This is a genomic window from Streptomyces sp. NPDC026515 (assembly GCF_055567595.1).
Genome location: NZ_JBVHQD010000011.1, coordinates 92,176 through 109,231, shown reverse-complemented (window position 1 = coordinate 109,231; position 17,056 = coordinate 92,176). Strand labels below are relative to the sequence as shown.

Here is a 17,056-nt window from a genome sequence, read left to right as displayed (position 1 = left end):
CTGGCTCCGATGGACACCGAAGCACAGCCGACGGAGCGCGACCGCTCCTCCAGCCCCGAACCAGAGGCCGCGGAGGACCGGTCGCGTTTCGCGTTCCTGACGCGGGTCGCCGACTGGCTGCCCGGCGGCTGGATCACCCTGACCCTCTTCACCTGCCTGGCGTTCTTGCTCGTCCTCAACACGTTCGTGGCGCAACCGTTCCAGATTCCCAGCGGATCGATGGAACAGGGATTGAGGATCGGGGACCGGGTTCTCGTAAACAAGTTGGCGTACCGTTTCGGTGCCGAGCCGCGCCGGGGCGATGTCGTCGTGTTCGACGGCACCGGGTACTTCGGGGACGCCGACTACATCAAACGCGTTGTCGGTGTGGGAGGAGACCTCGTGGTCTGCTGCGACAAGGAGGGGAGGATCAAGGTGAACGGCCGGCCGGTCGACGAGACCGCGTTCCTCTATCCCGGGGACACCCCGTCCACCGTGCCCTTCTACGTCGAGGTACCCGAGGGCACGCTCTTCGTCCTGGGGGACCACCGCGGCGACTCCAGCGACTCCCGCGACCATCTGGGCTCGCCCGGCGGCGGCATGATCCCCGTCGGGGACGTGATCGGCCGGGCCGACTGGATCGTCTGGCCGTACGCGCACTGGACCCACCTCACCCGTCCCGCCGCCTACGCGCGCGTGCCGGCGGCACAACAGGGGTCGAAGGGGGCGGGAGCGGCCCATGGGTAACCGCGGCAAACCGCGCGGCGTGCCCAGTGACGCCACCGCCAACCTGCTGCCCACCGGGCTCAGGCGTTCCTCCGGCCCGACCGGCGGCCGGTCCCGCGCGGAGCGGCGCAAGCTGCAGCGTAAAGTCAAGCGCAAACGCCGGCGCTCCGCGGTACGGGAGATACCGCTCCTGGTCGGTGTGGCCGTCCTGATAGCCCTCGTGCTGAAGACGTTCCTCGTCCAGGCCTTCGTGATCCCCTCCGGTTCGATGGAGGAGACGATCCGCATCGGCGACCGGGTACTGGTCGACAAGTTCACCCCGTGGTTCGGCTCCGAGCCGCACCGCGGTGACGTCGTCGTCTTCCACGACCCGGGCGGCTGGCTGGCCGACGAGCAGACCACCAAGGCGAGCGACCCGATCGTCGTCAAGCAGGTCAAGGAAGGGCTCACCTTCATCGGCCTGCTGCCCTCCGCCAACGAGAAGGACCTCATCAAGCGGGTCATCGGCGTCGGCGGCGACCACGTCAAGTGCTGCGACGCGCAGGGCCGGGTCACTGTCAACGGCGTGCCGCTGACCGAGGGCGACTACCTCTATCCGGGGAACGCGCCGTCCGCCACCGAGTTCGACATCACCGTCCCGCAGGGGCGGCTGTGGGTGATGGGCGACCATCGCGGCAACTCGGCCGACTCCCGGGCGCATCAGGACACCGACTACGGCGGCACGGTCCCGGTGAGCCTGGTGGTGGGCCGTGCCAAGTGGATCGGCTGGCCGTTCGGGCACTGGACCTCGCTGGACGAACCTAAAACCTTCGCAAGCGTTTCCAACTCCGTGTCGGGGTCGACCGCGGCTCCCCTGCTGTCGCATAGGGTTGCCTCCGACGATCCGAACGGATACATCCAACTCCCGACCCCTGCGGAACTCCCGCTCGTTATGGGAGTGGTGGGCCTGCGCCGGGGATGGCGCGGGCGGCGGCACGGAGTAAGGAGTTGGCGTGGGGGATGTGGCGGTTGGCGCACGGTCGGGACACGACGGCGAGGAGCACAGCGGGCGCCCCGTGGAGAATGTCTCCCCCGTCGACGGTGGTTCCACCTCCGGGAATGACGGTGGTCCGGCCGGAGACGGCGGTCCGGCGGACGGCCCGTACCCCCGCGGTGGCGGCGGGGACACGGGCGGGGGTACGGGCGACACGGCGGCGTCCGCACCGAAGAAGCCCCGTTCCTTCTGGAAGGAACTGCCGATCCTGATCGGTATCGCGCTGGTACTGGCGCTGCTGATCAAGACGTTTCTGGTGCAGGCGTTCTCGATCCCGTCGGACTCGATGCAGAACACCCTCCAGCAGGGTGACCGCGTCCTGGTCGACAAGCTCACCCCGTGGTTCGGCTCCAAGCCGGACCGCGGCGAGGTCGTGGTCTTCCACGACCCGGACGACTGGCTGGCCGGCGAGCCCACGGCCCAGCCGAACGCCATCCAGACGTTCCTCAGCTGGATCGGCCTGATGCCGTCCGCCGAGGAGAAGGACCTCATCAAGCGGGTCATCGGCGTCGGCGGCGACACCGTCTCCTGCAAGAACAGCGGCCCGCTCATGGTCAACGGCCATGCGCTGAACGAGCCGTATGTGTACCCGGGCAACACCCCGTGCAGCGTCGACGACCAGGGCGGCCAGTTCACGGTGAAGGTGCCCAAGGGCTACATCTGGGTGATGGGCGACCACCGCCAGAACTCCCGCGACTCCCGCTACAACCAGTCCGACAGCCATCACGGCATGGTCCCGGTCAAGGACGTCGTCGGCCGTGCCATCGTCAAGGCCTGGCCGATCAACCGGTGGGGCACCCTGCCCGTCCCGGACACCTTCGACCAGAGCGGCATCAACACGCAGTCGTCCGCCGCGGCCTCCCTCTCGGTGGCGCCGGAGGGCGTGGCCGTCGCGGCGGTCCTGCCGGTCGTCGTGTGGCGCCGCCGGCGGGGCGAGCGGATCCAGTCGAAGTTCGAGAAGCGCCCTGCTGCCGCCGGCAAGCGCTGACCGGCCCGTGTGAAGCCCTTGGGGAGCTTGTGACCAGGGGCGGGAAAGAAGGGCTGCCCCTGCCCGGTACCGCCGGGTAGGGTGCGGCCTCATGGGTGGCGAGAGCACGATACGTACGGCCCCGCGCAGCGGAGGCACCAGCACCGGTACGGCGCAGGCCGGCAGCAGGCTCGGAAATCGCTTGTCCGGGATCGCCGTCGCGCTGGGCATCGTGCTGTTCCTCGGCGGGTTCGCCTGGGGAGCCGTGGTCTACCGGCCGTACACCGTGCCCACCAGTTCCATGACTCCGACGATCGACGCCGGCGACCGGGTCCTCGGCCAGCGCGTCGACGGCAGCGAGGTGCGCCGGGGTGACGTCGTGGTCTTCCACGACACGAGCTGGGTCTCCAACGCGGACGTCGTCAAGCGTGTGGTGGCGGTCGGCGGTGACACCGTCGCCTGCTGCACGAACGGCAAGCTGACCGTCAACGGCAAGCAGATCGACGAGCCGTATCTGCCGGCGGGCAGCCAGGCCGAGCTCCAGGGCTTCCCGACGGTCACCGTTCCCAGAGGCCGGCTCTTCCTCCTCGGTGACGAGCGCCAGGGGTCCCTGGACTCCACCGCGCACCTCACGGACGCGGCCAAGGGCACGGTGGCCCGCAGCGCCGTGCGCGCCCGGGTGGACTCCGTCGTCTGGCCGATGAAGGGCCTGCTCAAGCGCCCGACCGGGTTCGAGACGCTCGGTGCCCTCTCCCAGCCGGGCCCGCTGCGGATCATCGAGTTCATGATCGTGGCCGGTGCCGTGCTGGTGCTCGCCGGCGGCGCCTACGGCCCGATCGCCGGCCTGATGGGCCGCTCCCGCACCCGCGGCCGCACGGAGTCCGCCGGTGCCCGCTGAGGCGCTTGTGGAGGGTGCCCCGGGCGCTCCGCGCAAGGTGGCCCGGGTGGTCCTGCTCGACCCCGACGACCGCATCCTGCTCCTGCACGGCCACGAACCGGACGATCCGGCCGACGACTGGTGGTTCACGCCCGGCGGGGGACTGGAGGGCGAGGAGACCCGTGAGCAGGCCGCACTGCGGGAACTCGCGGAGGAGACCGGCATCACGGACGTCGAACTCGGCCCGCTGCTGTGGCGGCGGATCTGCTCGTTCCCGTTCGACGGCCGCCGCTGGGAGCAGGACGAGTGGTACTACCTGGCCCGTACGGCGCATACGTTTGAGGTGACACCCGAGGCCGGCGCCCTGACCGAGCTGGAGCGGCGCAGTGTCGTCGGAGCACGGTGGTGGACGTGCCGGGAACTGACCCGGGCACATGAGACGGTGTATCCGACCAGACTCGCCGAGCTGTTCCGTAGGCTGCTCGACGAAGGTCCCCCCGTCAGGCCCGTCACCCTTGACACGGAAATCGTCTAGGGGCGCGCGGGACTGGCGCACAATGGTGGGATCGCACGGCTGAAGGGGAACATGCCATGAGCGCCGAGGACCTCGAAAAGTACGAGACCGAGATGGAGCTGAAGCTCTACCGGGAGTACCGCGATGTCGTCGGTCTGTTCAAATACGTGATCGAGACCGAGCGGCGCTTCTACCTCACCAATGACTACGAGATGCAGGTCCACTCGGTCCAGGGTGAGGTGTTCTTCGAGGTGTCCATGGCGGATGCCTGGGTCTGGGACATGTACCGGCCGGCCCGGTTCGTGAAACAGGTTCGCGTACTGACGTTCAAGGACGTGAACATCGAGGAGTTGAACAAGACCGACCTGGAGCTCCCGGGCGGGTGAGCCGGGCTCCCGGGGCGACGACGGGTGTCACTCGTGTGAGTGACGGAGTTGTCCACAACCGCTGAGTAACCCACCAAGATCCACTTGCCGGTGGCGGATGCGTGACGGTTGGCGCCGGAGGTGGTGCCGACATGAACACGAACCGGGCGCGCAGCGCACTCGGCAAGTACGGCGAGACGCTGGCCGCGCGGCGGCTGACGGAGGCCGGTCTGACGATCCTGGAGCGCAACTGGCGCTGCGGCAGGACCGGCGAGATCGACATCGTGGCGCGGGACGGGGACGTCCTGGTGATCTGCGAGGTCAAGACCCGGCGGGCGGGGCTCTTCGAACAGCCCATGGCCGGGGTGACCCCCGTGAAGGCGGAGCGCCTGCGGGGCCTCGCGGAACACTGGATCCACGCACACGGGGGAGCGCCGCCGGGCGGTGTCCGCATCGACGTGGTCGGCGTGCTCCTGCCGCAGCGCGGGGCGCCCGTGGTGGAGCACGCCCGGGGGGTGGCCTGAGATGGGGTTCGCACGGACGTGCTCGGTGGCGCTGGTGGGCGTCGAGGGCGTGGTGGTAGAGGTCCAGGCCGATCTGGAGCCCGGCGTGGCGGCGTTCACGCTCGTGGGGCTGCCGGACAAGAGCCTGACGGAGAGCAGGGACCGGGTCAGGGCGGCGGTGGTGAACTCGGGGACCGCCTGGCCCTCGAAGAAGCTCACGGTGGGGCTGAGCCCGGCGTCGGTGCCGAAGGCGGGCTCCGGGTTCGACCTCGCCGTCGCGTGCGCCGTGCTCGGGGCCGCCGAGCGGATCGACCCGAGGGTGCTGTCCGACATCGTGATGATCGGGGAGCTGGGTCTCGACGGGCGGGTGCGTCCGGTACGGGGCACCCTGCCGGCGGTGCTGGCCGCGGCCGACGCAGGTTACGAGCAGGTCGTCGTGCCGGAATGCGCCGCCACCGAGGCCGCGCTGGTGCCCAACGTCTCCGTGCTGGGCGTGCGCAGCCTCCGGCAGCTGATCGCGATCCTCGCGGACGAGCCGGTGCCCCACGAGGAGCCGGACGAGCCGGGACGCCCCGATCCGCTGCTCGCCGGCCTGCGGATGCCGGGTTCGGGCGCGGCCACCGGGATGCACGGCGCGCCAGCCGCACAGCAGGACCAGGGCCACGACCTGGCGGACGTCGTGGGCCAGCTGTCGGCCCGGACGGCCGTCGAGGTGGCGGCGGCGGGCGGCCACCACCTCTTCCTGGAGGGACCGCCGGGTGCGGGCAAGACCATGCTCGCGGAGCGGCTCCCGGCCGTGCTGCCCCGGCTGACCCGGGAGGAGTCGCTCGAGGTCACGGCGGTGCACTCGGTGGCGGGACTGCTGCCACCGGGCAAACCCCTGGTCGACGCCGCTCCCTACTGCGCCCCGCACCACTCGGCCACCATGCAGGCCCTGGTCGGAGGCGGGCCCGGGATGGCCCGTCCCGGAGCGGTTTCGCTCTCTCACCGGGGAGTTCTCTTCCTCGACGAGACCCCGGAGTTCACCACCCGTGCGCTGGATGCGCTACGGCAGCCGCTGGAGGCCGGTCATGTGGTGATCGCGCGCAGCGCGGGCGTGGTGCGGTTCCCGGCGAAGTTCCTGATGGTGCTCGCGGCGAATCCGTGCCCCTGCGGGCGGTTCTCCCTCGCCGACGACTTCTGCGAGTGTCCGCCCTCGGCCGTCCGCCGCTACCAGGCCCGGCTCTCCGGCCCGCTCCTGGACCGGGTCGACCTGCGCGTACAGGTGGACCGGGTGACACGGGCCCAGCTCGCCGAGCGGGGCGTCCGCGGCGAGTCCACGGCGATGGTCGCGGACCGGGTGCGCTCGGCCCGGGAGCGGGCGGCCCTGCGCCTCGCCGGAAGCCCTTGGCGGACCAACAGCCAGGTGCCCGGCCGTGAGCTGCGCAGCCGCTGGCACGCCGTGCCGGGAGCCATGGACGAGGCCGAGCGCAACCTGGAGCGGGGCGTGCTGACCGCCCGCGGTCTGGACCGTGTCCTGCGCGTCGCCTGGACGGTCGCCGACCTCGCCGGGCACGACCGTCCGGACGCGGCGGACGTGGCACTGGCGCTGCAGTTGCGCACCGGGGTCCCGCGGGGCGTGCCGATGGTCATCGGGGCGCCGGCATGACCGACGACCGCACGCTGCTGGCCCGGGTCTTCCTCTCCCGGGTCGTCGAACCCGGTGACGAGGTGGCCGGACGGTGGATCCGGGAGCGGGGCGTGCACGAGGTGGTCCAGCGGCTCAGAAGGGCAGGCGAGGCCCTGCCGGGCGTCAGCGGCAAGCGGTGGGCGGGGCTGCTGGCCCGGGCGGGGCAGGCCGATCCCCGCGCGGACCTCGTCCTCGCCCAGCGGGCCGGAGCACGGTTCGTCGCCCCCGGTGACACCGAGTGGCCCACCCAGCTCGACGACCTCGGTGACGCCCGTCCCCTCGGGCTGTGGGTGCGGGGCGGGCCCAGCCTGCGGATGTGGGCGCTCCGGGCGGTCGCCGTCGTGGGGGCGCGGGCCTGCACCGAGTACGGGGCGCACATGGCGGCCACCCTCGCCGCGGGGCTCGCCGAGCGCGGCTGGGTGGTGGTGTCGGGCGGTGCCTACGGCGTGGACGGCGCCGCCCACCGCGGAGCCCTCGGCGCCGGCGGTGCCACCGTCGCGGTGCTGGCCTGCGGGGTCGACCGGCCCTACCCCCGAGGGCACACCGAGTTGATCGGCAGGATCGCCGAACAGGGCCTGGTAGTGGGGGAGTTGCCGCCCGGTGACCATCCGACGCAGAGCAGGTTCGTGCTCCGCAACCGGGTGATCGCGGCGCTGACCAGGGGGACCGTGGTCGTGGAGGCCGCCCACCGCAGCGGCTCGCTGGTCACCGCGCGGGCGGCGCAGCGGCTCGGCCGGTTCACCATGGGCGTGCCGGGACCCGCCACGAGCGGCCTCTCGGCCGGGGTGCACGAACTGCTGAGGGGGGAGGCCTCTCTCGTCACGGACGCCGCGGAAGTCGTCGAACTCGTGGGCGACATGGGCGAGCTGGCACCGGCCAGGCGCGGTCCCGTCCTCCCGCGTGACCTGCTGGAACCCGGCGCCAGGCGGGTCCTGGCCGCGCTGCCGGGGAGTCGGCCGGCGTCACCCGAAGAGGTGGCGCGAGGCGCTCAGACGTCCGAGGACGAGGCCGTCGCCAGACTGTACGAACTCCGAGCACTTGGTTACGTCGAACGACACGGCGACGGCTGGAAGTTGACACGCCAGGCGGTGATCTCGGTCCGCGAGGGTCGGAGTCCGTGCTGACCGAGCGTGTTCGGCCGTCCGGGGGAAGACCCGACACCCTTGGGAATTCCCGGAGTTGACACCTCCGGCCGATCACGCAGAGCGATGTTCCGTGCGCGGCCGGACGCGCCGTGCGGGGGGTTCGTGCGGGGGTGGAGCCTCGGTGTTCGCGCACCGCGACTCCTCAGTCACGCTACGCTCACGAAAGCCCTGACGCAGACCGCGCCAACCTGCACCAGACGTACACCTCGACCAACCCGCACCTCTCATCCCCGCCCACCCCCTTCACGGCGCATCACGGCACTTCCTGGCACTTCACGGCAGAACGGCACAAGGCGACGAATGCCCCAGCACACCTCCGGGTCCGACCGGGCGGCGATCCCCCCAGCCGCCCGCGACGGTGGCAGCGTGCGGCCGCCCGCTCCCTCGACGCTCGACGAGCTGTGGCGGTCGTACAAGGCGACGGGGGACGACCGCCTGCGGGAACAGCTGATCCTGCACTACTCACCGCTGGTGAAGTACGTGGCGGGACGGGTGAGTGTCGGCCTGCCGCCCAATGTGGAACAGGCCGACTTCGTCTCCTCCGGGGTGTTCGGGCTGATCGACGCGATCGACAAGTTCGACGTCGACCGGGAGATCAAGTTCGAGACGTACGCGATCACCCGGATCCGGGGCGCGATGATCGACGAGCTGCGGGCGCTGGACTGGATCCCCCGGTCCGTACGGCAGAAGGCGCGCAACGTCGAGCGGGCGTACGCCACGCTGGAGGCCCGGCTGCGCAGGACCCCCTCGGAGAGCGAGGTGGCCGCCGAGCTGGGCATCGAGGTCGAAGAACTCCACGCCGTCTTCAGCCAGTTGTCGCTGGCCAACGTGGTGGCGCTGGAGGAGCTGCTGCACGTCGGGGGCGAGGGGGGTGACGGCCTGAGCGTCATGGACACGCTGGAGGACACCGCCGCGGACAACCCCGTGGAGGTGGCCGAGGACCGGGAACTGCGACGGTTCCTGGCGCGGGCCATCAACACCCTGCCGGATCGGGAGAAGACCGTGGTGACCCTCTATTACTACGAGGGACTCACGCTCGCCGAGATCGGCAACGTGCTCGGGGTCACCGAGAGCCGGGTGAGCCAGATCCACACGAAGTCCGTGCTGCAGCTGCGGGCGAAGCTGGCGAGTTTCGGCCGCTGAGCGGCGCCTCCCCGGTCGCTGAACTGCGGGTTCTGGCGCGTGCCGGCCGGAGTGACCCGTGTCCCGGCCGTGCTGTCTCCCGTCCGGCGCGGCGCGTCCGTACAGTGGTCGACGTGCCAAGGATTCGAGCGGCCTCCGTGGCCGAGCACCGGTCGATGCAGCGAGCCGCCCTGCTGGACGCGGCGCGGTCCCTCCTGTCGGAGGGCGGGACGGAGGCGCTGACGTTCCCCGCGCTCGCCGAGCGGACGGGACTCGCCCGCTCCTCGGTGTACGAGTACTTCCGATCGCGGGCCGCGGTGGTCGAGGAGCTGTGCGAGGCCGACTTCCCGGTGTGGGCTGCGGAGGTCGAGGCCGCGATGGAGCGGGCGGGTTCCGGGGAGGGCAAGGTCGAGGCCTACGTGCGGCAGCAGCTCGCGCTGGTCGGGGACCGGCGGCACCGGGCGGTGGTCGCGATCTCGGCGAGCGAGCTGGACGCGGGGGCGCGGGAGAAGATCCGCGCCGCGCACGGCGGGCTGGTCGCGATGATCGTGGACGCGCTGGGGGAGCTGGGTCACGAGCAGCCCCGGCTGGCGGCGATGCTGGTGCAGGGGGTGGTGGACGCGGCGGTTCGGCGTATCGAGCTGGGTGCGGCCGAGGATCCGGCGGTCATCACCGACGCGGCCGTGGCCATGGCCCTGCGGGGCGTGCGGGGCTGAGACGGGGTGAAGCGCTCCGGTTCACCCTTCCGGTAGCGGGACGCCCAGGACCGGCAGCAGCCTCGACGGACCCCCGTTCAGCAGCCACGGCGGCAACAGCAGCAACGGGTTCACGTACACGTCCCCCCTGCGCAGACCCCAGTGCACACACGCACTCGCACCGCAGTGCGCGCCCGCCGGCGCCACCTGTTCCACGGTCCCCACCACCTGCCCCGCCGTCACCTCCTCCCCCTTGCGCACCCGCGCCGTCACCGGTTCGTACGTCGTGCGCAGGTCCGTCCCGGCGAGCAGCACCGACACCACGCCCCTGCCCGCCACCCGTCCGGCGAAGGAGATCCGGCCCGCCGCCACCGCCCGGACCGCCGTGCCGGGCGGGGCGCCCAGGTCGATCCCGCGGTGGCCGGGGCCGTACACCGTCGCCGGCGGCTCCCAGCCCCGCAGGACCGGCGGCCGCGTCCCCACCGGCCAGGCGCGGCCGATCGCCGGGACCGCCCCCGCAGGGGGCGGGGGATCCTCCGCCCAGGCCGCCCAGGCCCCTGCCCGGGCGAAGGTCCAGAGCCAGGTCCCCGTCACCATGAGCAGCAGTGGCAGCCACCGCATCGTTCGTCGCATCACGCACATGACCGAACCGTCCCGTAAACCGCCGATCATGGCCGGTACCTGTGGATTACTCACGGGTTGTGGACAGCGACGTCACCCGGCGCCCCGCGGGTCCCGTACACTTCCCTTGGCGATCCGGGTCACCGGGTCGACTTCGCACGCCCCGACACCAGGTCAGTAACACGGCCGGGGTCAGCGCTTCTCGGTCCTTCGTGGCACAGCGCAAACGGGCGTCAGGCGCGGGAACCGTCCGGTACCCGCGGCACAACCGAGACATTCAAGGAGATACGGCCATGGCCGTCGTCACGATGCGGGAGCTGCTGGAGAGCGGCGTCCACTTCGGTCACCAGACCCGTCGCTGGAACCCGAAGATGAAGCGCTTCATCTTCACCGAGCGCAACGGCATCTACATCATCGACCTGCTCCAGTCGCTGTCGTACATCGACCGCGCCTACGAGTTCGTCAAGGAGACCGTCGCCCACGGCGGCACGGTCATGTTCGTCGGCACGAAGAAGCAGGCGCAGGAGGCCATCGCGGAGCAGGCCACCCGCGTCGGCATGCCCTACGTCAACCAGCGCTGGCTGGGCGGCATGCTCACCAACTTCTCGACCGTCTACAAGCGTCTGCAGCGCCTCAAGGAGCTCGAGCAGATCGACTTCGAGGACGTCGCCGCGTCCGGTCTGACCAAGAAGGAGCTTCTCGTGCTGTCGCGCGAGAAGGCCAAGCTGGAGAAGACCCTCGGCGGTATCCGCGAGATGCAGAAGGTGCCCAGCGCCGTCTGGATCGTGGACACCAAGAAGGAGCACATCGCGGTCGGCGAGGCCCGGAAGCTCAACATCCCGGTCGTCGCCATCCTCGACACCAACTGCGACCCCGACGAGGTCGACTACAAGATCCCGGGCAACGACGACGCGATCCGCTCCGTCACCCTGCTCACCCGCGTGATCGCCGACGCCGTGGCCGAGGGCCTCATCTCCCGCTCCGGTGTCGCCACCGAGGGCAAGGAGAAGGCCGCCGGCGAGCCGCTGGCCGAGTGGGAGCGCGACCTGCTCGAGGGCGAGAAGAAGGCCGACGAGCCCGAGGTCCAGACCTCCGCCGAGACCGAGAAGGTCGCCGACGCCGAGCAGGCCGAGGCTCCGGCTGCCGCCGAGGCCGCTGCCGAGGCCCCCGCGGCCGAGGCTGCCGCCGCGGACGCCGAGCAGGCCTGACCCGTCAGCGTTGACGGCGGGGGCGGCGACATCCCGAACGCCCCCGCCGTTCATCCACAGATTCGCGTTCCACATCTCCGTGTGGTTCGTGGATCGGGCAGATCTCCCGACTTCGAGAAAGACTTAACGACTCATGGCGAACTACACCGCCGCTGACGTCAAGAAGCTCCGCGAGCTCACCGGCGCCGGCATGATGGACTGCAAGAAGGCCCTGGACGAGGCCGAGGGCGACGTCGACAAGGCTGTCGAGGCGCTCCGCATCAAGGGCCAGAAGGGCGTCGCCAAGCGCGAGGGCCGCTCCGCCGAGAACGGCGCCGTGGTCTCGATCATCGCCGACGACAACTCCTCCGGCGTCCTCGTCGAGCTGAAGTGCGAGACGGACTTCGTCGCCAAGGGCGAGAAGTTCCAGGCCGCCGCCAACGCCATCGCCGAGCACGTCACCAAGTCCTCCTACGCGGACCTGGACGCCCTGCTCGCCTCCGAGATCGAGCCCGGCAAGACCGTCCAGGCGTTCGTGGACGAGGCCAACGCCAACCTCGGCGAGAAGATCGTCCTGGAGCGCTTCGCGCAGTACGCCGACGGTTTCGTGCTCGCGTACATGCACCGCACGATGCCCGACCTGCCCCCGCAGATCGGTGTCCTCGTCGAGCTCGACAAGCCGAACGCCGAGGTCGCCAAGGGCGTCGCCCAGCACATCGCCGCCTTCGCGCCGAAGTACCTCTCCAAGGATGAGGTGCCGGCCGAGGTCGTCGAGTCCGAGCGCCGTATCGCCGAGGAGACCACCCGCGCCGAGGGCAAGCCCGAGGCCGCGCTCCCGAAGATCGTCGAGGGTCGCCTCAACGGCTTCTTCAAGGACGCCACGCTGCTCGGCCAGCCGTACGCGCTCGACAACAAGAAGTCCGTCCAGAAGGTTCTGGACGAGGCCGGTGTCACCCTGAAGCGCTTCACGCGCATCAAGGTCGGCATCTGAGTCCGTACCGCGATCGACGCGCGACCCGTGGGGAAATCCCGATAGGGTCGGTCGACAGCAGCCGTCCGGTACCCGGCCAGACCCAGGGTCGTGACGGACGGCAGCAGATCTGACGAGGAGGCCATTGCCGCGCATGGGCAGCGAAAAGCGACCCCACCGGCAATGGCCTTCTTCGTATGTGCACCACGTGAAAGAGGCGGGATCTCCATGACCACCAAGGCTCAGAAGAGCGACGACGGCAAAGTACGCGGCCGGTTTCTGCTGAAGCTGTCCGGAGAGGCGTTCGCCGGTGGCGGCGGCCTGGGCGTGGACCCCGACGTCGTGCACAAGATCGCCCGCGAGATCGCGGCCGTCGTCCGCGACGGCGCGGAGATCGCCGTCGTCATCGGCGGCGGCAACTTCTTCCGCGGTGCGGAGCTCCAGCAGCGCGGCATGGACCGGGCCCGCTCGGACTACATGGGCATGCTCGGCACGGTGATGAACTGCCTGGCCCTCCAGGACTTCCTGGAGAAGGAGGGCATCGACAGCCGGGTACAGACCGCGATCACCATGGGTCAGGTCGCCGAGCCGTACATCCCGCTGCGCGCCGTGCGCCACCTGGAGAAGGGCCGCGTGGTCATCTTCGGCGCCGGAATGGGCATGCCGTACTTCTCCACCGACACCACCGCCGCCCAGCGCGCCCTGGAGATCGACGCCGAGGCGCTGCTCATGGGCAAGAACGGCGTGGACGGGGTCTACGACTCCGACCCCAAGAAGAACCCGGACGCCGTCAAGTTCGACTCCCTCGGCTACGGCGAGGTCATCACCCGCGAGCTCAAGGTCGCCGACGCCACGGCGATCACGCTCTGCCGCGACAACAGGCTGCCGATCCTCGTGTTCGAGCTGCTCGTGGAGGGCAATATCGCGCGAGCGGTCAAGGGTGAGAAGATCGGCACGCTGGTGGGTGACCAGGGCGGCCGGGCCTGACCGGCACCGCCTGACGCACCCTGACCGGGGGATGGACAATGTCCTGCCGGTCGGGAACCGTGCAGGAAACAAGACGCGACGCAGCCGGCCGCCGCCCGCACAGGAACCGCAGCCGGGCCTTACTCAAGACACGCAGGAGCAAGTGGTGATCGAAGAGACCCTCCTCGAAGCCGAGGAGAAGATGGAGAAGGCCGTCGTGGTCGCCAAGGAGGACTTCGCCGCGATCCGTACCGGTCGTGCGCACCCGGCGATGTTCAACAAGATCGTGGCCGACTACTACGGCGCGCCGACGCCGATCAACCAACTGGCCTCGTTCTCCGTGCCCGAACCGCGCATGGCGGTCGTGACCCCGTTCGACAAGACCGCGCTGCGCAACATCGAGCAGGCGATCCGCGACTCGGACCTGGGTGTCAACCCGAGCAACGACGGCAACATCATCCGGGTGGTGTTCCCGGAGCTCACCGAGGAGCGCCGCCGCGACTACATCAAGGTCGCCAAGGGCAAGGCGGAGGACTCCCGGGTGTCCATCCGTTCCGTGCGCCGCAAGGCCAAGGACGCCATCGACAAGCTGATCAAGGACGGCGAGGTCGGCGAGGACGAGGGCCGTCGCGCCGAGAAGGAGCTCGACGACACCACCGCGAAGTACGTCGCGCAGGTGGACGAGCTCCTCAAGCACAAGGAAGCGGAGCTTCTCGAAGTCTGATGAACGACTCATCCTGGGGAGCGCCGCCACACGCCGGTCCGCAGGCCGGGCAGCCCGGGTACTGGGGGCCGACCGGCCAGGGGTACGGCCAGGGTCCTGCCGAGGACCGGGCGTACGACGGCCAGGGCCCGGTCCAGGGCCAGGGTTACGACCAGGGCCCGGTCCAGGGCCAGGGTTACGACCAGGGCCCGGTCCAGGGCCAGGGTTACGCCGACGGTTCCGGCCGCGGCCAGGGCTACGACCGGGTTCCCGGCCAGGGGTACGACCAGGGTTACGCCCATGGCTACGGCCAGGGAGCCGCCCCGGCGGGTCCCGCGTACGATGCGCATGACGCGCAACAGACTCGCCCCATGCCCATCGTGCCCGACGACGTGCCCGCGTACGGCGGAGACCAGGACGACGACCGGGGGGCCGCTCGGCTGAACGGCCCCCTGTTCCGAGACGAGACGTTCCAGGACGGTACGTCCCGCGACGGGACGTACCGTGACGACACCTCGTCGGCGCAGCCTCTGCCCACCGCGGCGGCGCCGCAGAATCCGGAGCCCATGCCCGACGCCTCGCAGCCGGCGCCCGCGCCGCAGAAGAAGAGCGCGGGCCGGGACCTGGGCGCGGCCATAGGTGTCGGCGTCGGACTGGGCGTCGTGATCGTGGCGTCCCTGTTCGTCGTCAAGGCCGTCTTCGTCGGCGTGGTCGCGGTCGCCGTCGTGGTGGGCCTGTGGGAACTGACCAGCCGGCTCCAGGAACGCAAGGGCATCAAGGCGCCCCTGGTCCCGCTGGCGCTGGGCGGTGCGGCGATGGTGGTCGCCGGCTACGCCCGCGGTGCCGAGGGCGCCTGGGTCGCCCTCGCGCTCACCGGGCTGGCGGTCCTGGTCTGGCGGATGACGGAACCGCCGGAGGGCTACCTCAGGGACGTCACGGCGGGTCTCTTCGCGGCGTTCTACGTGCCGTTCCTGGCGACCTTCGTCTCCATGATGCTCACCGCCGACGACGGCCCCCGCCGGGTGATCACCTTCCTGCTCCTCACGGTGGTCAGCGACACCGGCGCCTACGCGGTCGGCTGGCGTTTCGGCACCCACAAGCTCGCTCCGCGCATCAGCCCCGGCAAGACCCGCGAGGGCCTGGTCGGCGCGGTGCTGTTCGCCATGGTCGCGGGCGCGCTGTGCATGCAGTTCCTGATCGACGACGGCACCTGGTGGCAGGGTTTGCTGCTGGGCCTCGCGGTCGCGGCCAGCGCCACCCTCGGCGACCTCGGCGAGTCCATGATCAAGCGGGACCTGGGCATCAAGGACATGGGCACCCTGCTCCCCGGTCACGGCGGAATCATGGACCGACTGGACTCCCTGCTGCCGACAGCTCCGGTCGTGTGGCTGCTGATGGTGCTCTTCGTCGGCAGCGGCTGACGTACACCTGGTGTTTCCGGGCCCCCGTCCTGCACAGGGCGGGGGCCCGTCGGCCTGCCCGGCCCCGGATGACGCAACAGAAATCGCATGGCCCCTCCGGTCGGAGCAGACTCCCTGTGAGGACGCCGCGTCCTCCGACGCGGTCCTCCGACGCGCAGGGAGTGCGCCCATGCCCCTCGACCCGGCCCCGGCCGCCACCCCGGACCCGCCCCCGCCGCCTCCGGTGCGGTCCTGGCCCGTCGACGACCTGCCCGCCCTCGACCCCGACCCGTTCCTCGACGAGATGCTGCGGGACGAGCCGGTCACCCGGATCAGACTGGCGCACGGCGAGGGCCACGCCTGGCTCGTCACCCGGTACGAGGACTGCCGTTTCGTCACCTCCGACCCCCGCTTCTCCCGGGAACGGGTCGTCGGCCGTGACGTCACCAGCATGCGCCCGGAGCCCGTGGCCTCGCAGACGGCGGGCCTGCAGTACATCGACCCGCCCCGGCACAACCGGCTGCGCCGGGTCGTCGCCCGCGCCTTCACCGGGCGGGCCATGCAGCGGCTGCGGCCGATGGCCGAGCGCCGGGCCGCGGCACTGCTCGACGTGATGGCGGCCGCCGGGCCGCCCGCCGACCTCATGGAGCACCTGCACGGCCCCTTCCCGATCGCCGTGGTCCGTGACTTCCTCGGCGTCGACGAGAGGGACTGGCATCGCTGGGCGGCGACCGGCGAGGCCCTGCTGTCCGCCGGTGCCGACTCCGAGGAGCGCGCCAAGGAGGCCGCCCGGACCACCCGGACGCGGATCGCCGAACTGCTCCGGCACCGGCGCGATGAATCCCGGGAGGACCTCGCCGGAGTGCTGGCGCTGGCCACCGGGGCCGGCGAGATCACCGAGGACGAGGCGATCTCCCTGGCCACCGCGATCCAGGTGAGCGGCGGTCACGCGGTCCGCAACAACAGCGGCTCGATGATGTACGCGTTGCTCACCCACCCCGGCCATCTGGAGCGGCTGCGCCGTGAGCCGGAGCTGCTCCCCAGGGCCGTGGACGAGCTCTTCCGCTACGTCCCGCACCGCAACGGCGTCGGCATCCCGCGGGTCGCCGTCGAGGACGTCGTGGTCGGCGGCCAGACGATCCGGGCCGGTGAGGTCGTCTACAACGCGTATGTCGCCGCCAACCGGGATCCCGCGGTCTTCCCCGACCCCGACGAGCTGGACTTCGACCGCGCCGACGGCCCCCACCTGGCGTTCGGACACGGTCCGCACCACTGCATGGCGGCGATCATGGCCCGTATGGAGGCCGAGATCATGATCGGCTCGGTCCTGACCCGCTTCCCCGGCATCCGGCTGGCCGTACCCGCCGAGGAGGTCGAGTTCCAGCTGCACGGGCTGATCCGCGGACCGCGCACACTGCCGGTGACCTGGTGACCGGCGGTGGTTCCGCACGGTCATCCGAGCGGGGATCACCATCCCCGCTCCCAGGAAAGCCGTGCTCTCGCAAGCGGGTCTCTGCTGGTCATCCGTGCTGGTCCCCCATGCCACTCGAACGAGGGAGCAGCCGGCGCGGCTCCGGATGTCGTAAGTCAGGCAGGCGTTTTTCCGCCCCGTCA

Annotated in this window: 19 protein-coding genes; 17 read left to right on the top strand and 2 right to left on the bottom strand. The window is 70.8% G+C overall.

Annotated elements, in window-relative coordinates:
• Nucleotides 1-9: 9 nt before the first annotated feature.
• The 11 genes from lepB (ACZ4O3_RS23940) to ACZ4O3_RS23890 all read left to right on the top strand — a co-directional run bounded on the left by lepB (ACZ4O3_RS23940) (nt 10) and on the right by ACZ4O3_RS23890 (nt 9,616).
• Nucleotides 10-726 carry a signal peptidase I gene (gene lepB / locus ACZ4O3_RS23940; protein WP_362718963.1) on the top strand — a complete coding sequence of 239 codons (717 nt, stop codon included), beginning with the start codon at nt 10-12 and terminating at the stop codon, nt 724-726.
• Nucleotides 719-1,807 carry a signal peptidase I gene (gene lepB, locus ACZ4O3_RS23935; protein ID WP_467724151.1) on the top strand — a complete coding sequence of 363 codons (1,089 nt, stop codon included), beginning with the start codon at nt 719-721 and terminating at the stop codon, nt 1,805-1,807. Before lepB (ACZ4O3_RS23940) ends, lepB (ACZ4O3_RS23935) begins: the two co-directional genes overlap by 8 nt.
• Nucleotides 1,698-2,726, top strand: a complete 1,029-nt coding sequence (lepB, locus tag ACZ4O3_RS23930) for a signal peptidase I (RefSeq protein WP_467724149.1) — start codon at nt 1,698-1,700, stop codon at nt 2,724-2,726. Before lepB (ACZ4O3_RS23935) ends, lepB (ACZ4O3_RS23930) begins: the two co-directional genes overlap by 110 nt.
• Nucleotides 2,727-2,817: 91 nt before the next feature.
• Nucleotides 2,818-3,603, top strand: coding sequence for a signal peptidase I (gene lepB / locus ACZ4O3_RS23925; protein WP_362718955.1), 786 nt, complete (start codon nt 2,818-2,820; stop codon nt 3,601-3,603).
• Nucleotides 3,593-4,117 (top strand): NUDIX hydrolase, encoded by a 525-nt coding sequence (locus ACZ4O3_RS23920; protein ID WP_362718953.1) that lies wholly within the window; start codon nt 3,593-3,595, stop codon nt 4,115-4,117. Before lepB (ACZ4O3_RS23925) ends, ACZ4O3_RS23920 begins: the two co-directional genes overlap by 11 nt.
• A 56-nt stretch (nt 4,118-4,173) precedes the next feature.
• Complete coding sequence (locus ACZ4O3_RS23915) at nt 4,174-4,482, top strand: DUF2469 domain-containing protein (protein WP_008745401.1); 309 nt, start codon at nt 4,174-4,176, stop codon at nt 4,480-4,482.
• A gap of 131 nt (nt 4,483-4,613) precedes the next feature.
• On the top strand, nt 4,614-4,985 hold the full coding sequence (locus ACZ4O3_RS23910) for a YraN family protein (protein WP_362718951.1): 372 nt from the start codon (nt 4,614-4,616) through the stop codon (nt 4,983-4,985).
• Nucleotide 4,986: 1 nt separating this feature from the next.
• Nucleotides 4,987-6,612, top strand: coding sequence for a YifB family Mg chelatase-like AAA ATPase (locus ACZ4O3_RS23905; RefSeq protein WP_467724147.1), 1,626 nt, complete (start codon nt 4,987-4,989; stop codon nt 6,610-6,612).
• Nucleotides 6,609-7,757 carry a DNA-processing protein DprA gene (gene dprA / locus ACZ4O3_RS23900; protein WP_467724146.1) on the top strand — a complete coding sequence of 383 codons (1,149 nt, stop codon included), beginning with the start codon at nt 6,609-6,611 and terminating at the stop codon, nt 7,755-7,757. Before ACZ4O3_RS23905 ends, dprA begins: the two co-directional genes overlap by 4 nt.
• Nucleotides 7,758-8,078: 321 nt before the next feature.
• On the top strand, nt 8,079-8,921 hold the full coding sequence (whiG, locus tag ACZ4O3_RS23895; RefSeq protein ID WP_362730496.1) for an RNA polymerase sigma factor WhiG: 843 nt from the start codon (nt 8,079-8,081) through the stop codon (nt 8,919-8,921).
• A 137-nt stretch (nt 8,922-9,058) separates the two neighbouring features.
• Entirely contained in the window at nt 9,059-9,616 is a 558-nt protein-coding gene (locus ACZ4O3_RS23890) for a TetR/AcrR family transcriptional regulator (RefSeq protein ID WP_362730505.1), read from the top strand.
• 21 nt (nt 9,617-9,637) lie between these two features.
• On the opposite strand, the gene ACZ4O3_RS23885 is transcribed toward ACZ4O3_RS23890, so the two are convergent.
• Entirely contained in the window at nt 9,638-10,228 is a 591-nt protein-coding gene (locus tag ACZ4O3_RS23885) for a murein hydrolase activator EnvC family protein (RefSeq protein WP_467724144.1), read from the bottom strand.
• Nucleotides 10,229-10,509: 281 nt separating this feature from the next.
• Here ACZ4O3_RS23885 and rpsB point away from each other — a divergent pair, with 281 nt between their 5' ends.
• From rpsB to frr, 4 genes are all read left to right on the top strand, one after another.
• Nucleotides 10,510-11,424 (top strand): 30S ribosomal protein S2, encoded by a 915-nt coding sequence (rpsB, locus tag ACZ4O3_RS23880; protein WP_384995377.1) that lies wholly within the window; start codon nt 10,510-10,512, stop codon nt 11,422-11,424.
• 133 nt (nt 11,425-11,557) lie between these two features.
• Complete coding sequence (gene tsf / locus ACZ4O3_RS23875; RefSeq protein ID WP_362715577.1) at nt 11,558-12,394, top strand: translation elongation factor Ts; 837 nt, start codon at nt 11,558-11,560, stop codon at nt 12,392-12,394.
• Between the two features lie 207 nt (nt 12,395-12,601).
• Complete coding sequence (pyrH, locus tag ACZ4O3_RS23870; RefSeq protein WP_351323560.1) at nt 12,602-13,360, top strand: UMP kinase; 759 nt, start codon at nt 12,602-12,604, stop codon at nt 13,358-13,360.
• A gap of 145 nt (nt 13,361-13,505) precedes the next feature.
• The gene (gene frr, locus ACZ4O3_RS23865; protein WP_132889831.1) at nt 13,506-14,063 is read left to right on the top strand and encodes a ribosome recycling factor; all 558 of its coding nucleotides are present in this window, start codon (nt 13,506-13,508) and stop codon (nt 14,061-14,063) included.
• An 8-nt stretch (nt 14,064-14,071) separates the two neighbouring features.
• On the opposite strand, the gene ACZ4O3_RS23860 is transcribed toward frr, so the two are convergent.
• Nucleotides 14,072-14,392, bottom strand: coding sequence for a hypothetical protein (locus ACZ4O3_RS23860; protein WP_467724142.1), 321 nt, complete (start codon nt 14,390-14,392; stop codon nt 14,072-14,074).
• A gap of 21 nt (nt 14,393-14,413) precedes the next feature.
• On the opposite strand from ACZ4O3_RS23860, the gene ACZ4O3_RS23855 reads away from it, so the two are divergent.
• Both ACZ4O3_RS23855 and ACZ4O3_RS23850 read left to right on the top strand, forming a co-directional pair.
• Nucleotides 14,414-15,463 carry a phosphatidate cytidylyltransferase gene (locus ACZ4O3_RS23855; RefSeq protein ID WP_467724140.1) on the top strand — a complete coding sequence of 350 codons (1,050 nt, stop codon included), beginning with the start codon at nt 14,414-14,416 and terminating at the stop codon, nt 15,461-15,463.
• A 169-nt stretch (nt 15,464-15,632) separates the two neighbouring features.
• On the top strand, nt 15,633-16,874 hold the full coding sequence (locus ACZ4O3_RS23850; protein ID WP_362715584.1) for a cytochrome P450: 1,242 nt from the start codon (nt 15,633-15,635) through the stop codon (nt 16,872-16,874).
• Nucleotides 16,875-17,056 lie beyond the last annotated feature (182 nt).